Annotated in this window: 15 protein-coding genes; 5 read left to right on the plus strand and 10 right to left on the minus strand. The window is 47.3% G+C overall.

All coding sequences use genetic code 11. From position 1 onward, the window contains the following. Positions 1 to 132: 132 nt before the first annotated feature. The 6 genes from pyrF to aroA all read right to left on the minus strand — a co-directional run bounded on the left by pyrF (position 133) and on the right by aroA (position 5,415). On the minus strand, positions 133 to 828 hold the full coding sequence (gene pyrF / locus NSMM_RS10265; RefSeq protein ID WP_090287170.1) for an orotidine-5'-phosphate decarboxylase: 696 nt from the start codon (positions 826 to 828) through the stop codon (positions 133 to 135). Between the two features lie 2 nt (positions 829 to 830). Further along, positions 831 to 1,043, minus strand: coding sequence for a LapA family protein (locus NSMM_RS10270; protein ID WP_176753938.1), 213 nt, complete (start codon positions 1,041 to 1,043; stop codon positions 831 to 833). A 138-nt stretch (positions 1,044 to 1,181) separates the two neighbouring features. Continuing rightward, the gene (locus NSMM_RS10275; RefSeq protein ID WP_090287174.1) at positions 1,182 to 1,481 is read right to left on the minus strand and encodes an integration host factor subunit beta; all 300 of its coding nucleotides are present in this window, start codon (positions 1,479 to 1,481) and stop codon (positions 1,182 to 1,184) included. A 9-nt stretch (positions 1,482 to 1,490) separates the two neighbouring features. Next, positions 1,491 to 3,236 carry a 30S ribosomal protein S1 gene (gene rpsA, locus NSMM_RS10280; RefSeq protein ID WP_090287176.1) on the minus strand — a complete coding sequence of 582 codons (1,746 nt, stop codon included), beginning with the start codon at positions 3,234 to 3,236 and terminating at the stop codon, positions 1,491 to 1,493. A 133-nt stretch (positions 3,237 to 3,369) separates the two neighbouring features. After that, on the minus strand, positions 3,370 to 4,068 hold the full coding sequence (gene cmk / locus NSMM_RS16520) for a (d)CMP kinase (RefSeq protein WP_090287179.1): 699 nt from the start codon (positions 4,066 to 4,068) through the stop codon (positions 3,370 to 3,372). A 48-nt stretch (positions 4,069 to 4,116) separates the two neighbouring features. Beyond that, positions 4,117 to 5,415: a 3-phosphoshikimate 1-carboxyvinyltransferase gene (gene aroA / locus NSMM_RS16525; protein WP_090287181.1), complete on the minus strand. Its 1,299-nt coding sequence runs from the start codon at positions 5,413 to 5,415 to the stop codon at positions 4,117 to 4,119. A gap of 188 nt (positions 5,416 to 5,603) precedes the next feature. Between aroA and NSMM_RS10295 the strand changes: the two genes are divergently transcribed. Then, a complete protein-coding gene (locus NSMM_RS10295; RefSeq protein WP_090287183.1) occupies positions 5,604 to 5,852 on the plus strand; it encodes a hypothetical protein in 249 nt (82 codons plus the stop codon). A 66-nt stretch (positions 5,853 to 5,918) separates the two neighbouring features. Here NSMM_RS10295 and NSMM_RS10300 read toward each other — a convergent pair whose 3' ends face one another. The 4 genes from NSMM_RS10300 to NSMM_RS10315 form a co-directional block, all read right to left on the minus strand. Further along, the gene (locus tag NSMM_RS10300) at positions 5,919 to 8,429 is read right to left on the minus strand and encodes a DNA topoisomerase III (RefSeq protein WP_090287185.1); all 2,511 of its coding nucleotides are present in this window, start codon (positions 8,427 to 8,429) and stop codon (positions 5,919 to 5,921) included. 63 nt (positions 8,430 to 8,492) lie between these two features. Further along, positions 8,493 to 8,951, minus strand: a complete 459-nt coding sequence (locus NSMM_RS10305; protein ID WP_090287188.1) for a Smg family protein — start codon at positions 8,949 to 8,951, stop codon at positions 8,493 to 8,495. A 105-nt stretch (positions 8,952 to 9,056) separates the two neighbouring features. After that, positions 9,057 to 10,169 (minus strand): DNA-processing protein DprA, encoded by a 1,113-nt coding sequence (dprA, locus tag NSMM_RS10310; RefSeq protein WP_090287191.1) that lies wholly within the window; start codon positions 10,167 to 10,169, stop codon positions 9,057 to 9,059. A gap of 106 nt (positions 10,170 to 10,275) precedes the next feature. Continuing rightward, on the minus strand, positions 10,276 to 11,304 hold the full coding sequence (locus tag NSMM_RS10315; RefSeq protein ID WP_090287193.1) for a LysM peptidoglycan-binding domain-containing protein: 1,029 nt from the start codon (positions 11,302 to 11,304) through the stop codon (positions 10,276 to 10,278). A gap of 185 nt (positions 11,305 to 11,489) precedes the next feature. Here NSMM_RS10315 and def point away from each other — a divergent pair, with 185 nt between their 5' ends. From def to NSMM_RS10335, 4 genes are read left to right on the plus strand one after another with little or no spacing between them, the layout of a single operon-like run. Next, positions 11,490 to 11,996, plus strand: coding sequence for a peptide deformylase (gene def / locus NSMM_RS10320; protein WP_090287195.1), 507 nt, complete (start codon positions 11,490 to 11,492; stop codon positions 11,994 to 11,996). A gap of 57 nt (positions 11,997 to 12,053) precedes the next feature. Further along, positions 12,054 to 13,004 carry a methionyl-tRNA formyltransferase gene (gene fmt / locus NSMM_RS10325; protein WP_090287197.1) on the plus strand — a complete coding sequence of 317 codons (951 nt, stop codon included), beginning with the start codon at positions 12,054 to 12,056 and terminating at the stop codon, positions 13,002 to 13,004. 34 nt (positions 13,005 to 13,038) lie between these two features. After that, the gene (gene rsmB, locus NSMM_RS10330) at positions 13,039 to 14,316 is read left to right on the plus strand and encodes a 16S rRNA (cytosine(967)-C(5))-methyltransferase RsmB (RefSeq protein WP_090287199.1); all 1,278 of its coding nucleotides are present in this window, start codon (positions 13,039 to 13,041) and stop codon (positions 14,314 to 14,316) included. A 28-nt stretch (positions 14,317 to 14,344) separates the two neighbouring features. Beyond that, the gene (locus NSMM_RS10335; RefSeq protein ID WP_090287224.1) at positions 14,345 to 14,920 is read left to right on the plus strand and encodes a DUF4390 domain-containing protein; all 576 of its coding nucleotides are present in this window, start codon (positions 14,345 to 14,347) and stop codon (positions 14,918 to 14,920) included. Positions 14,921 to 14,927: the final 7 nt, after the last annotated feature.

The following is a 14,927-nucleotide window of genomic DNA, read 5'->3' on the forward strand; positions in this document are numbered from 1 at the left end:
ATCGTGATGAAGCGTAACTTTGACGAAATCGTGGAAAATGTCTCTCAAGATATTATCAGGCCGAGAAAACGACGAACCTGATAAAAATTACGCTCAGATTTCATCGCACAGCACCTAACTAATAAAGTCAGATTATACGAAATATATTTCCCGGCTAATCTTCTCCAGAACTTTCAGAGGCTCTGCTGCCCGCGTAATTGGTCGTCCGATTACAAGATAATCAGCGCCATTCTGCACCGCTTGACGCGGCGTCGCGACCCTCGCCTGATCATTATAGCCACTGTCAGCCAGTCGAATTCCCGGGGTAACCAACAAAAACTCTTCTATTAAACCTGATGACCGTAGTTGTGCAGCTTCCAATGCCGAGCAAACCACTCCATCAAGCCCGCACTGCTGCGTTAACAGAGCGAGCCGCTGAACAATATGCGCCGGAGTATCAAATAAACCAACCTCATCAAGATCTTCACGCTGCAGACTGGTTAATAGCGTAACTGCGATCAGTTTAGTATTTTTTTGATGCAAAGATTCACGACAGGCCAGCAACATTTTCTTACCGCCCAGTGCGTGAACATTAATCATCCATACACCAAGTGCGGCTGCGGCTGTACATGCAGAAGCCGCTGTATTCGGAATATCGTGAAATTTCAGATCGAGAAATATCTCGAAGTCCAAGCGCATCAATTTCTCAATCAATTGCGGACCGGCACGAGTAAATAGTTCTTTCCCGACCTTGATACGGCAAAGGCTGCGATCCAGTCGCCTCGCAAGTTCCAATGCTTCTACTTGATCCGGGAAATCAAGCGCTACAATGATACGAGGGTCACACAAACTTATTTCCGACTTTGAAATTTTTGCACCAGACAGGAAAAATAGCCAAAAATGCCGCCAAGAAAAAAACAGATAAACAAAATGACAACCATCGGTAATTCCCATTCGATACCAAAATAATAACGTATGGTTGTCATATCTGAGTTTTTTACCGCAAAACTGAGTAACAGAAAAAAAATGGTCACGCGCAGCAAAGTAAGCAGTATATGTGTCATTTTTATGAAATCCATATCGACCAGATCAATTCATTAATCTTGTTATCCACTTAAATCAATTGTACGGTGACATAATTAAGACTTCGTTACAATAAAGGTCGATACTGGACGATTTGATCCGCACTTTTTCCTAAATTCTTACTTTCTATTTTTACTGACAGCTGCATCAATTAGTTCACGCATTCTTTTTCCAGCTTTGAAGTGCGGAACATATTTTGCGGGTACCTGAACTTTCTCGCCAGATTTAGGATTCCGACCAATGCGTGCTGGTCGGAAGTTTAGATCAAAGCTACCAAATCCTCGAATCTCGATACGCTCCCCCCTAGAGAGACTAGCAGCCATCGCATCGAGCATAATTTTGACAATTAATTCGGCATCTTTTGCTAAAAGCTGTGGAAAGCGTTCAGCCAATCTGGATACCAGTTGAGATTTTGTCATGATGCACCCTTACTGTTCTTCAGAACTTTTGCTGTCACTCGCCTCAGAAGCTTTACTATCGATCTTGGCCCTCAACAATGCACCAAGATTCGTTGTGCCTGCATTAGCTGGGGCAGGCGACGAAGCAACTACCTTCACGGCTTTTTCTTCTTCTTCTTTTAATTTTGATTTAACTGACAAACTGATATTACGGGTTTTGCGATCAACATTGATGATTTTAGCTTCAATCTCATCACCTTCCTTAAGCTGCAAGCGAATATCCTCGACTTTGTCGTGCGATAATTCGGATGCACGCAGATAGCCTTCCACTTCTTCAGTCAGCGTAATGACTGCACCCTTGGCATCTACTGATTTTACGATACCCTTAACCAGGCTATTTTTATCATTTGACGCCACATAAACTGTAAAAGGATCGCCTTCCAATTGTTTAATGCCTAAAGAAATTCGCTCTTTCTCGACATCAATTGATAATACGACCGCTTCGACTTCGTCTCCTTTCTTAAATTCCAGGATCGCTTTTTCGCCAGGCTCTATCCAGGAGAGATCAGATAAGTGTACCAGTCCATCAATATTGCCAGGCAAGCCAATAAACAGACCAAAATCTGTAATCGATCTAATCTGTCCGCTCACTTTGTCTCCCTTCTCGTGACTCAGCGCGAATTCATCCCATGGATTAGGTTTGCATTGCTTCATACCCAGAGAGATCCTTCGGCGATCTTCATCAATTTCAAGAATCATTACCTCAACTTCATCACCAAGCTGAACAATCTTGGATGGATAAATATTTTTATTCGTCCAGTCCATCTCTGAAACATGCACCAATCCTTCTATTCCCTGCTCTATCTCGACAAAAACACCATAATCCGTCATATTGGTTACTTTGCCAAACAGACGAGTACCATGTGGATAACGGCGTGACAGACCAACCCATGGATCTTCCGTCAACTGTTTCATCCCAAGGGAAACACGATTTTTCTCTTTATCAAATTTCAGTATTTTGGCGGTTACTTCATCCCCGACATTAATGACTTCACTGGGATGTTTAACACGTCGCCACGCGAGATCGGTTATATGTAGCAGCCCATCAATACCACCCAGGTCTACAAATGCACCGTAATCAGTAATATTTTTAACGATTCCCTGTACCGTTGCTCCTTCCTGCAAACTTGACAACAACGCCTCACGATCCGCGCCCAAGGTTGCTTCGAGAACAGCTCGCCGTGAAACTACTACATTATTACGCTTACGATCAAGCTTGATAACCTTAAACTCCATTTCTTTGTTTTCGTAAGGAGTCATATCCTTGACAGGTCGAACATCTACCAGAGACCCCGGCAGAAATGCACGGATACTGTTAACAGTCGCAGTCAAACCACCCTTAACCTTACCGTTAACCATGCCGGTCACAATCCTGCCCTCCTCCATGGCTGATTCCAGATCGTACCAAGCACTTAAGCGCTTGGCTTTGTCTCGTGACAATCGGGTCTCTCCATAACCATTTTCCAATGCTTCAATTGCAACGCTGACAAATTCCCCTACCTTCGCCTCAATTTCGCCTTTGTCATTTTTGAACTCCTCAATCGGAATGTAACTCTCTGATTTCAAGCCGGCATTAACCACCACGAAATTAAAATCAATACGGATAATTTCAGCGGTTATTACCTCCCCAACCCGCATTTCTTTTTGTGAGAGGCTTTCTTCGAAGAGTTGCGCAAAACTTTCCATGGAACTCGTTACATTGGTAGCAGTAGTCATTATTAAAAAAATACCCGATCGTAAAATAAATATCCCAAAAAAAAAACTTAATCAGGACAGGTTAGTTGAAAAAACAGCTAACTGCAAATAAGTGCAGTGTTCTGTACTTGTGAAACAACATCTTGCCAAAGCATTACTTTACTGGATTTGTACGTGCCCTGGCGTGCAATTCTGCTGCAGCGTAGCTATCCAACACTTGCTTGACCGCCTCATCTATTGACAGGCTGGATGTATCCAAGAGTTGCGCATCTATATGTTGCTTCAACGGCGACAGTGCCCGGTCACTATCACGCTGATCGCGCTCCCGCAACATTTGCAGCAGATTAGGCATACTAGCATTAATCCCTTTTTCCTTCAACTGCTTATAGCGTCGATTTGCACGCTCTTCAACGCTTGCCGTCAGATAGATTTTAAGCGCTGCATCAGGAAAAACCACCGATCCCATGTCACGCCCGTCGGTAACCAGTCCCGGTAACCTGCAGAAATCCCGTTGTCGCTGCAGCAATGCCGCCCGCAAGGCCGGGAAATGAGCAATTCTGGAAGCAAATTCGCCACAGGACTCGGCACGTATTGCACTGTCAACATTCTGTCCATCCAGCCAGACAAGAGAATTCTCGAAAGAAAAATTTATTTTTCCGGCAATTTCTGCCAGCTGCATTTCATCGCTGGCATCTATGTTGTCTTGCAAGGCACGTAACGCTACCAGCCTGTAAAGTGCACCACTGTCCAGATAATGAAATCCAAGTTTTTGCGCTGCTAGGTACGCAACGGTTCCCTTGCCAGAAGCGGAAGGGCCATCGATTGTAATGATAGGAATAGCATGGTTATTCATATTCAGGCTGGCTCAGTTTAGACTGCTTGTCTGACAAGCTCTAAGCATCTAACGGGTTAATATGGAAAACTTCTCGAAATAATCCGGAAAGGTTTTGGCTACACAGCCAGGGTCAAGGATACGCACTGGCGCGGCCAGTGAAATCAGGGAAAAACTCATTGCCATGCGGTGATCATCGTAGGTTTCAATAGCGGCGTTAGCCGTAAACGGTCCATCAGGCGGGGTAATGCGTATAAAATCCTCACCCGACTCGATTCTTGCGCCCAATTTGCTCAGTTCAGTCGACATTGCGGCGATCCGGTCAGTTTCCTTCACTCGCCAGCTACCGATATTTCTCAGTGTGGTGGTACCTTGCGCAAACATGGCTGTTATCGCTAACGTCATTGCTGCATCAGGAATATGATTACAGTCCATGTCGATCGCCATCAACTGTTTACCGACAGCAGACCGACGTGGCGAACTGCATTCAATCCAGTCATCGCCCATTTTGACACATGCACCCATTTTTTCGAGGGCATCAACAAAACGGATATCTCCCTGTTGACTCGTATGCCCCACCCCCTCCACACGAACAGGTCCGCCTGCAATTGCACCGGCTGCGAGAAAATAGGATGCCGAAGATGCGTCTCCTTCAACCCAAATATTGCCAGGGCTGTGATAAACCTGCTCACCAGTCATACTAAAATGCTGCCAAGATTCATGCTCGACGTGCACACCAAAACGCGCCATTTGCTGTAAAGTCAGCGCAACATAGGGTTGTGAAATCAGCAAGCCATCAACCGTAACCACCATTGGTTTTCCTGTTAGCGGAAGCGCCATAAGCAAACCACTGAGAAATTGACTGGAGATATCCCCTTTGATAGCAACTGCACCGGACTGGATGTTTGCAGGGTTAATTTTGAGTGGCGGAAAACCGGATTGCCCTGCATAATCTATGTTGGCTCCGATTTGGCGCAGCGCATTCACTAGGTCATCAATAGGGCGCTCATGCATACGCGGCACACCAGCCAAATAATAGCGCCCATGCATAAGTGCCAGCACTGCTGTCAGTGGTCGAAAGGCTGTGCCTGCATTGCCCAGAAAAAGCCGGGCCTCCTTGACTGAAAATTTCCCCTGGCAACCAGTCACTTCAATATTACTATCTTCAGAAAATTGTATACTGATACCCAGCGTCCTCAAGGCAGCCAGCATTTGACTGGTATCATCCGATTGAAGCAATCCTGAAATAGTGGTTACGCCCTCAGCCAAAGCTGATAACAGCAATATCCTGTTGGAAATACTTTTCGATCCGGGCAAACGGATTACTCCGTGCACTTTGTCGATTAGAGGAAGATCAAGCCAGTTCATGGGGTGTTCACCAACATTAAAAAATTACTCGGAAGCCTCACACTATTTATGGTATTTCTGCAAAAACCTGGAACAACTTTTTTAGCTATGTAATGTCTATCATCACTTGTACAGATCACATACAATATACTTCTTTCAGAAAAACACCATTTAGTAAATTTTATTTTTAATAACAACGAGGCCAATTAATGGAAGACTCTCATTTAAGCACACTAATTTATTCAATTCTGGCGCTCCCGGTCGTATTCGGGATACTTTACTGGGTCAAAATTCGCAGGGATATTCGTCGCAATGAATCGGGTGAAGTCGAATACACGAGTGTTGCACAGGCTATTGGTTTCCTGGTAGTTGAGGGTTTAACAGTGGTGGCCAGTCTGGCCATTATGATCGCCGCAGTATCAGGAATTGTCCGATATATTATAATCACTTATGCTTAATCGAATGAGGAAGCTCATCAAAACCAACCTCTTTGCCGCAATATTCAAATTTCAAATATAACCTGATCAGGAAGCAGCAGCTTTTCCAGATTTACCCTTGGAAACAGCTGCTTTCTCCTTATTTTTCTTCTGCTCAAATTCAAACCCAATTTTGCCGCCAGGCACTACTACCAAATAAGCTGAAAATGGGCGACCTTTTTTTGAAATAAATTTATTCAACAAGTCTGTTTTTCCAGTTCGCAACAACTTAGTAACTTGCTCTGGCTCTATTGGGCGATTCAAGATAATTTTACCGGTTTTGAAGCTACAAGCAGGCTCCGCACCTACTGCTTTTTCGCAGACATAAAACATTTTATGCTCGTAGACGGCATGCCCGCACTGCGGGCATTCACCCAAAGACGACTGCCCAGAAAAATCGATATCCTCCTGCGCCTGATCCGCTTCATTACCAAAATCGAATTTCATCTCGTCATCATCATTCAGCCTGATCATAGCATTGAACAGACGCCCCATTTTGCTGCGAAAACCAGATAAAGGGCCGATCGCTTTCGTCGCAATCAAGGTTTCCATTTCTTCCACTTCAAATTGCCGTCCTGCCAGGATTTTCCATAACGCAAAATCACATTGCTGGCATTGAAATTTTTTGTAGTTTTCCTGTATTACACCGCCACAGCGTGGACATGGTGTTTTAAGCTCAGCAAAATCACCGCTGATCGTCTTGCCACGATGACTTTTAGCCTGCTCGACGATATGCTGTGTCATGGCGGCAATCTTAGCCATGAATGCCTCGCGTTTAAGCCGACCCTGCTCGATTTGACGTAACTGGAACTCCCAGTCACCTGTCAGCTCGGGCGAAGTCAACTCAGGTATCTTTAACCCACGCAGCAAAGTCACCAGTGAAAACGCTTTGGCAGTTGGTTGAAGTTCTCGTCCTAATCGTTGCACGTAGTTTTCAAAAATCAACCCTTCGATAATCGCCGCACGCGTTGCTGGCGTACCTAATCCTTTGTTGCTCATTGCCGCACGCAATTCTTCGTCCTCCACCAGCTTACCCGCGCCCTCCATCGCTGACAGCAGCGTAGATTCGTTAAATCGTGCGGGTGGTCGAGTTTGATTGGCGATCACCTCAACTTTTTCCGTAAATACGGGCTTATCCAGCGCAACTGCTATCAACACTGGAGTAACCTTATTTTCCTGGTCAAGTTGACTGCTGTCCTGTTTGCCATACACAGCTTGCCATCCAGCGTGAATCAACACTTTACCCTCAGTCTTAAACGGCTCCTCCTGCACGCGTGTGATCCGCGTAGTGATCAGAAATTCTGCCGCCGGATAAAAAATTGCCAGAAAGCGCTTGACAACTAGATCATAAAGTTTGGACTCAGCTTCGTTGAGTTTTTTTGCTGAAAATGTAGTCGGAATAATGGCGAAGTGATCAGACACCTTGGCGTTATTGAAAATCCGCTTATTGGGTTTGACCCAATCCGCAGTCAAGATATGCTGTGCAAACTGACCATAATCCGATGATGCCAGCATTTGTAGTGTTTCTTTGACGGTTTGCTGATAATCTTCAGGCAATGCGCGCGAATCTGTGCGCGGATAAGTCAAAACCTTATGCTTTTCGTAGAGCGCCTGGGCAAGTCCAAGCGTTGCCTTGGCAGAAAATCCGAAGCGGCTATTTGCTTCTCTTTGCAAACTGGTCAGATCATAAAGCAGCGGGCAATTCTCTTTGGTTGGCTTGCTCTCTTCCGAAACCAGGCCAGGCTGTTCCTGGCATTTGTCACGAATTGCCTCAGCCTTGACTAACTCCCAAATCCGGTCTGCCCTGCCATCAACCTCATTTTTAAGTTTGGTAAAATTTTCATTAAACCATTTTCCTGTATACGTACCATTTTCCGTCGCAAAGGTCGCATGAACCTCCCAGTAATCTCTGGCGATAAATTTCTTGATGGCTTCTTCCCGTTCGACCAGAATAGCCAGCGTGGGCGTTTGCACCCGCCCAACCGTAGTTTTATGAAAACCTCCCTCCTGAGAGTTGAAAGCGGTCATCACGCGGGTACCATTAATGCCAACCAACCAGTCAGATTCCGAACGACTGACCGCAGCATCCGCCAGTGGCAAAACCTCGCTATCATCCAGCAAATGGCCAAATGCATCGCGAATGGCAGCAGGCGTCATCGATTGCAGCCACAATCGCTTGATTGATTTCTTGCTATTTGCGTGCTGGACGATATAGCGAAAAATGAGCTCGCCTTCTCGGCCCGCGTCACAGGCATTGATTAACGTCTCCACATCCTTACGTTTAATCAGTTTGCACAGCAGCTTCAGACGAGCAGATGTCTTCTCAATCGGCGCCACGTCAAAATGTGGCGGAATAACGGGTAAATTATCAAAACTCCACTTACCTCGCTTGACTTCATACTCCTCGGGCACAACCAACTCCAACAAATGCCCGACAGCAGAAGATAGAACGTACTCATCACTCTCGTAATAATCACCTTCCTTGGTGAAGTTACCAAGGGCTCGTGCAATATCATTTGCGACAGACGGTTTCTCAGCGATGATCAGTTTTTTGCTCATAAATTGCTTTCAGGTTACTCGAAGAAGCTTCATACCACAAAAAGCTATTATGCGAAAGCCATATTAGTGCCGTGAGTGAGAATCGCTGACAACAAAAAGTTTCTCTACGAGAGTATGTTCTGATAATTGATTTTGCATCCACAGATCAAACAAGACAACCAGTTTTATTTTCTCCAGACTGGCGCAGTCGCCGTCCATCTCGATGACACGCTCGATCAACAGCTCACGCTGCAATGGATTGATGACACCTGCCTGCTCCAGAAACAGAATAAATCCGCGTCCCTCAGTATCGATGACTTCCATTTCTTCTGCTGAAAAATGGCGAAATGATCGGCTTTCAATCATTGTGGCCGGGTAGCGATTGACATCACTTTCGGAAAGTTCGGAGAGCCAGTCAAGCGCAAGCGTTATTTCATCGTCTTCAAAACCGGCCATCGTCAGTTTACGGGTTAATGTGGCTGGATCCGGGCAATTACCGGCCTCAAAATAGTTTTCAAACAAATATACAAGAATATCGAACATAGCGTACTCTACGGTTTTTATTGACTGCAGGATACCTCTGCGGCCAGCTACCAAGCTTTCTGTCGAATGCTTGCTGACGCGATTGTTAGTTCGTACATGATAGCATCAACTGATACGCTGATAACGCCCTCCCGGCAAACTTCCTATTTTGCCTTCCAGCTCCAGCGTCAACAGCATGGCTGATACCGCCTCTGCCGCCAGGCCGCTACGCTCGCACAGTGTGTCGATATCTGCCGCATCGTGCCCCAGATAAGTCAACAATGTAGCATCACTATGCTCATGCACAGCCGCTACATTTTCCTGCTGAAGATCAACTCGCACCCCATCAGAGTGCTGCTCGGAAAAACCGTTTAATTCATCCAGAATATCCTGAATACTCTCGACTAATTTAGCACCTTGCTTGATCAGAGAATGACAGCCTTTTGACAATGGCGAGTGAATCGAACCAGGAATAGCCATGACCTCGCGCCCCTGTTCCAGCGCCAGTCTGGCGGTAATAAGCGACCCGCTGTACAGTGTGGCTTCAACAACCAGACAAGCCTGACTCAGGCCACTAATAATACGGTTGCGTCGCGGAAAATTACTTCCTACTGCAGGAGTACCCAACGGAAACTCTGAAATCAGCGCGCCCACTTTTGCCAATTGATGCGCCAGCACATGATTTCTGGCTGGATAAACAATATCTAGGCCTGTTCCAACTACGGCCATGCTGGAGCCAACTCCCCGCAAGCCACCTTCATGTACTGCCGCATCGATCCCCTGTGCCAGACCACTCACAACGCAAAATCCTGCATGGCTGGCAGCCTCTGCAAATGCCCTGGCGTTGGCTAGCCCTTGCGGGGTGGCATTACGACTACCCACCATAGCAAGCGCTGGCAGCGCAAGCAGATGGCGCTGCCCCTTGAAATAGAGAATTGGCGGAGGATCAGGGATATTGAGGAGTGCAACAGGGTAGTCAGGATCAACCAGCGTAATCAGACTGTTAACAGGATCGGACAGCCAGTCAACAGTTCTGACCAGATTGTTTTCATCTACCTCTCGCTGAAAAATACGAGTAGCAATCGGTTTTTTGACCACGCGCTCAAGCGAATGAATGCTGGCGGCAAAAATCTCGTCAGGGCCACCAAAAGCGGCAAGCAATTTCCGGATCGCACTACCACCCAATCCTTTAATCAAGCCAAGACGAAGCCAGAACTCGGTATCCCGATCAATCGACATAGAATGCAACTACCTCACAATAAACAGCTTGACCAGGTCAACGCCCTTCAATTAACGAAACGCAAGCCGAAAAAAGAAGCGAGTATAAAAGCTTCAGTCTTGTCTGTCAGGGTGCTTTAACTGCGTCAAGCACCTTGATTGCCCGACGACTCTGTACTACTAGCGCATAGGCAACGCGGTCAAATACGCGAAAAACAAAAACCAGACCGATACGTTCATCTGGCGCATCCACCCATTTACCTTCATGCGAACGAATCTGTGTCTTCCGATATACCGCGAGCACATGCCCCGGTTCAATGGCGTCCAGACGCCCTTTATTCAGGACAACAATTGCATTTTCTCCTATTTCATTGACTCCGTCATAAACGGAGATGATGCGCCCGGTTATGCTGAAATCTGGCGAGTGTGGAAAGTAATCATCAATGGTAGAAGCGACAGTCGGAACCAGGCGATCCCCTCTCAGAATTTCACGTACTGAATGGGTAACAACGCCCGAACTGATTCTTGCGAAATCCGTTATTTCGACATCACCCAGATAGCTTGCCTCATAGCCAAGAATATGATCCGCAGCATCGGGATCGAGCAACGCCTTACCACTACGAAACACCTGCCACTTTTGCCCCTGATCAGTAGGCATGTCCAGCACATACACCTTGTCACCCGTACTGAAAATCACACGCTCATCACTGGCACCAAGAATCGCTGGCATTTGATCCAGCGCATTACGTTCAACCACCAGCGGCTTACTCAGAAACGGTTCTATCCGGTCGGCAGGAATGCTCGGTATCGCCTGCGCAGAGAGTGATTCTGGTCGTGCCCGGGGAGACAGTCTGATCGTATCCTTTTCTCCGGAAATCCGCAGACGCATACCTTGTGCGGTTTTCTCTATCACAATGATGTCCCCAGGATAAATCCGGTGCGGATTGGCAATGTCATGACGGTTCATCTGCCAGATATCCGGCCAACGCCACGGGTCCTGCAAATACCGTGCTGCAATTCCCCAGAGAGTATCCCCTTTCGTCACAACGTAACGCATTGGCGCATTATCCCTCAATTTGATTTCACTGGCATTAGCGAGCGAAAGGGAAACCAGACTAGTGAACAAAATCGCAGTTATAATGGTCAATATACGCATAGAAATTCTCAATTTTATAAAAACACATCGAAGCGATACTGCTGGATCCGATTAGGTTAAAAAGGCAACGCCGCGCAAAACTACGCATACTTGTCACAAGTTCCGGACAGAAGTCACAGCATTGATTGGCAATTCATAGTAAAGCATCTGTTTTGTTTCAAATTCCTGAATTATGCATATTCACCATGGCAATTCTGCAAATACTCCAATATCCCGATGAACGACTACATCGAGTCGCCTGTGCCGTTCCTCAAATCACTGCGGAAATTATCGGTCTGGCCAATGATATGGCTGAAACCATGTATGCCGCTGCTGGCATCGGATTAGCCGCCACTCAGGTAAACGTTCACCAGCGCGTGATCGTCATTGATATTTCGGAAGCACACAACGATCTATTGGTTTTGATTAACCCGGAGATTACTGCCAGTGGCGGCATATCCTCATTTCAGGAAGGTTGTTTATCCGTACCGGGCATTTTTGACACAGTTTCGCGTGCCGAACAGGTTACGGTCCAGGCAACCGGGCTGGATGGTAAATCTTTTACGCTGGATGCAGCTGGACTGCTGGCGGTCTGCATCCAGCACGAAATGGATCATTTGCTGGGCAAGGTTTTTGTCGAGTATCTATCCCCGCTCAAGCAGTCGCGTATTCTGCGTAAATTGAAAAAACAGGCTCGCAAGCAAATTGCCTGACTTTTTTGTGTCACCTGGTAGGAGCATCCCTACTCCAAATCTCACTTGCCGTAACCCATGAAAATTCTCTTTGCTGGTACCCCGATATTTGCCGCAACGGCTCTGGATGCGATGCTGGCAGCCAGCTTCCCTGTGGATCTAGTGCTCACTCAGCCTGACCGCGCTGCCGGGCGCGGCCTGAAAATGCAAGCCAGCGCGGTCAAGCAGCTGGCGCAACAACATAACCTGCCGCTATTACAGCCGTTATCTCTTAAGTCAGCCGAACTTGAAGCGCAATTGCACGCAGCTACTCCGGATGTCATGATTGTCGCGGCTTATGGCCTGATTCTGCCAGCAACCCTGTTACAGATTCCACGATATGGATGCATCAATATCCACGCATCCCTACTGCCACGCTGGCGTGGCGCAGCTCCGATCCAGCGCGCAATCCTTGCGGGAGATCAGGAAACAGGCATTACCATCATGCAGATGGATAACGGACTCGACACAGGCGCCATTTTGTCACGGCATCCCATATCAATTGCGCCCAATGAAACGACCGCGACCTTGCATGATAAACTGGCTATACTAGGTGGAACCAGCATCGTAGCAACGTTGCAGGACTTGGTCGGTGGAAAACTCACTCTTACACCGCAAGCCGAGACGAGCGCCAGTTATGCGGCTAAAATCAGTAAGTCGGAAGCAGCAATCGACTGGACGCTGAACGCCTCACATATCGAGCGTAAAATTCGGGCATTTAATCCCTACCCTGGTGCATTTAGCAGCTTGGCCGGTAATCCAATCAAAATCTGGCAGACCAGCGTAGTTGATCCAGACAGTTTTTCGGGTATGCCCGGCAAAATAATACATGTGGCAAGCGACGGCATCGCCGTGGCATGTGGGCACGGCACACTACGGATAGAGATCTTGCAACCCGCCGGAGGAAAGAAACTGACTGCCGCCCAGTTCATGGCAGGTCATGCCTTCTCGATTGGTGACCGTTTCGTCAGCGCTGATAAGCAGGTTTAATCGGCGCTGTGACCACCCGTACCTGCCAGCAAATATGATCAAAACACAACTACTAGCGGCTCAGGCTGTGAGCGATGTCATGACTGGCACCAATCTAACTGATGTGCTAAACATGACCTGGCAGAGTAACGCAATGTTAACCGGGCAACAGCGTGGCGCAATTCAGGATTTGACCTATGGAGTATTGCGTCATTATGCACAACTTGTCGCCGTATTACACTCCCTGCTGAATAAACCACTGCAAGATGAACGCCTTCATTATCTGTTATTAGTCAGTTTGTATCAGCTCAGTCATAGCAAAACTGCCAGCCATGCAATCGTCAACCATGCTGTCTCCGCCTCACGCAAACTTGCTGATCACACAAAAATAGCCGGTCTGATCAATGCAGTATTGCGTAATTTCATCCGCCAACAGGCTTTACTGATGGAACAGGCTACGCAGAATGAGGCCACCAGGTTTTCCTATCCGCAGTGGTGGATTGACACACTAAGGGAACAATACCCTCAGCAATACCAAAGCATTCTGCTAGCCGGTAACCAGCGTCCACCGATGACAGTGCGGGTCAATCAGCGCCAGATCGACTTGCGCGGCTATCAAACCATGCTCGCCGCACACGGGATGGATGCCAAAGTACTATGGAATGACGCCCTGATAATTGCCAAACCAGTTTCCGTGGAAAAACTGCCGGGGTTCGCTGATGGTTTGATCAGCGTGCAAGATGCCGGCGCACAGTTGGCAGCGCCACTACTGGCAGTCAGCAATGGTATGCGCGTCCTGGATGCCTGCGCCGCACCAGGTGGCAAAAGTACACATTTGTTAGAATTGGCGGATATTGAATTGACGATTCTGGATAACAATGTCAATCGCCTGCAAAAGGTCAAGGAAAATCTAGCACGACTAAAGCTGTCCGCTCATCGGATCGTTGACGGAGATGCCCGTCATCCCGCTCAATGGTGGGATGGGCAGTTGTTCGACCGCATCATGGTAGACGCCCCCTGTTCAGCATCCGGCGTAGTCAGTCGCCATCCGGATATCAAGTGGCGCAGAAAACCAGAAGATATCAGCCATTTTGCACAAACCCAACGCACCATTCTCGAAGGGATGTGGCCTTTACTGAAACCCGGCGCCAGACTGCTCTATATTACCTGCTCAATTTTTCAGGAGGAAAATGATTTACTCGTCAAAAAATTTCTATTGAATCATCCGGAGGCGAAGCTGTTGCCTGCCGCTCATCTGCAGCTCAATGGCCGGCAGTTGTTGCCTGATGACCACCATGACGGTTTCTTTTATGCAATTTTACAAAAACATTAAGTCAGCTGCTCTGACAAAAAACGGGTTTATGCAGTTGGCGATACTATGGATACTGGCTCTGGTCGCATTACCACTGCTCGCCGATTCTGGCGGCAATATCCAGATAAAATCCTTCGACTTCAGAAAATCTACTGAAGGTTTTCGTATCGATGTACTGGCCGATATCACCTTGAACCAGACGCTGGAAGATGCCTTAAAAAAAGGGGTTGAACTGGTTTTTATGGTAAATGCATCGATTATGAAACCACGCTGGTACTGGCTGGATGAAGAGGTTGCCCGCTGCAGGGCGCGTTTCAGGCTAAGTTATCATGCATTAACTCGTCAGTATCGCTTACTGCAGAATGAGCAACTGCATAGCTTCGCTTCGCTGAATATCGCGTTAAAAACGCTGGGACGCCAGGTTGATCTGCCGTTTAAGGAATACACACCGCTACTCCCAAACCGCGAGTACTATCTGACTTTACAAATCTCGCTGGATGTATCGCGCCTCCCCAAACCTTTCCAGATGGAGTGGTTTGACTCGGAAGACTGGAATCTCGTTTCTGAAAGAGTCATTCGCCTGATTATGCCCACGCCCGAGTCTGGTTACCTCATTACCCATTAGCACGACC

Source organism: Nitrosomonas mobilis, assembly GCF_900103035.1.
Lineage (GTDB): Bacteria > Pseudomonadota > Gammaproteobacteria > Burkholderiales > Nitrosomonadaceae > Nitrosomonas > Nitrosomonas mobilis.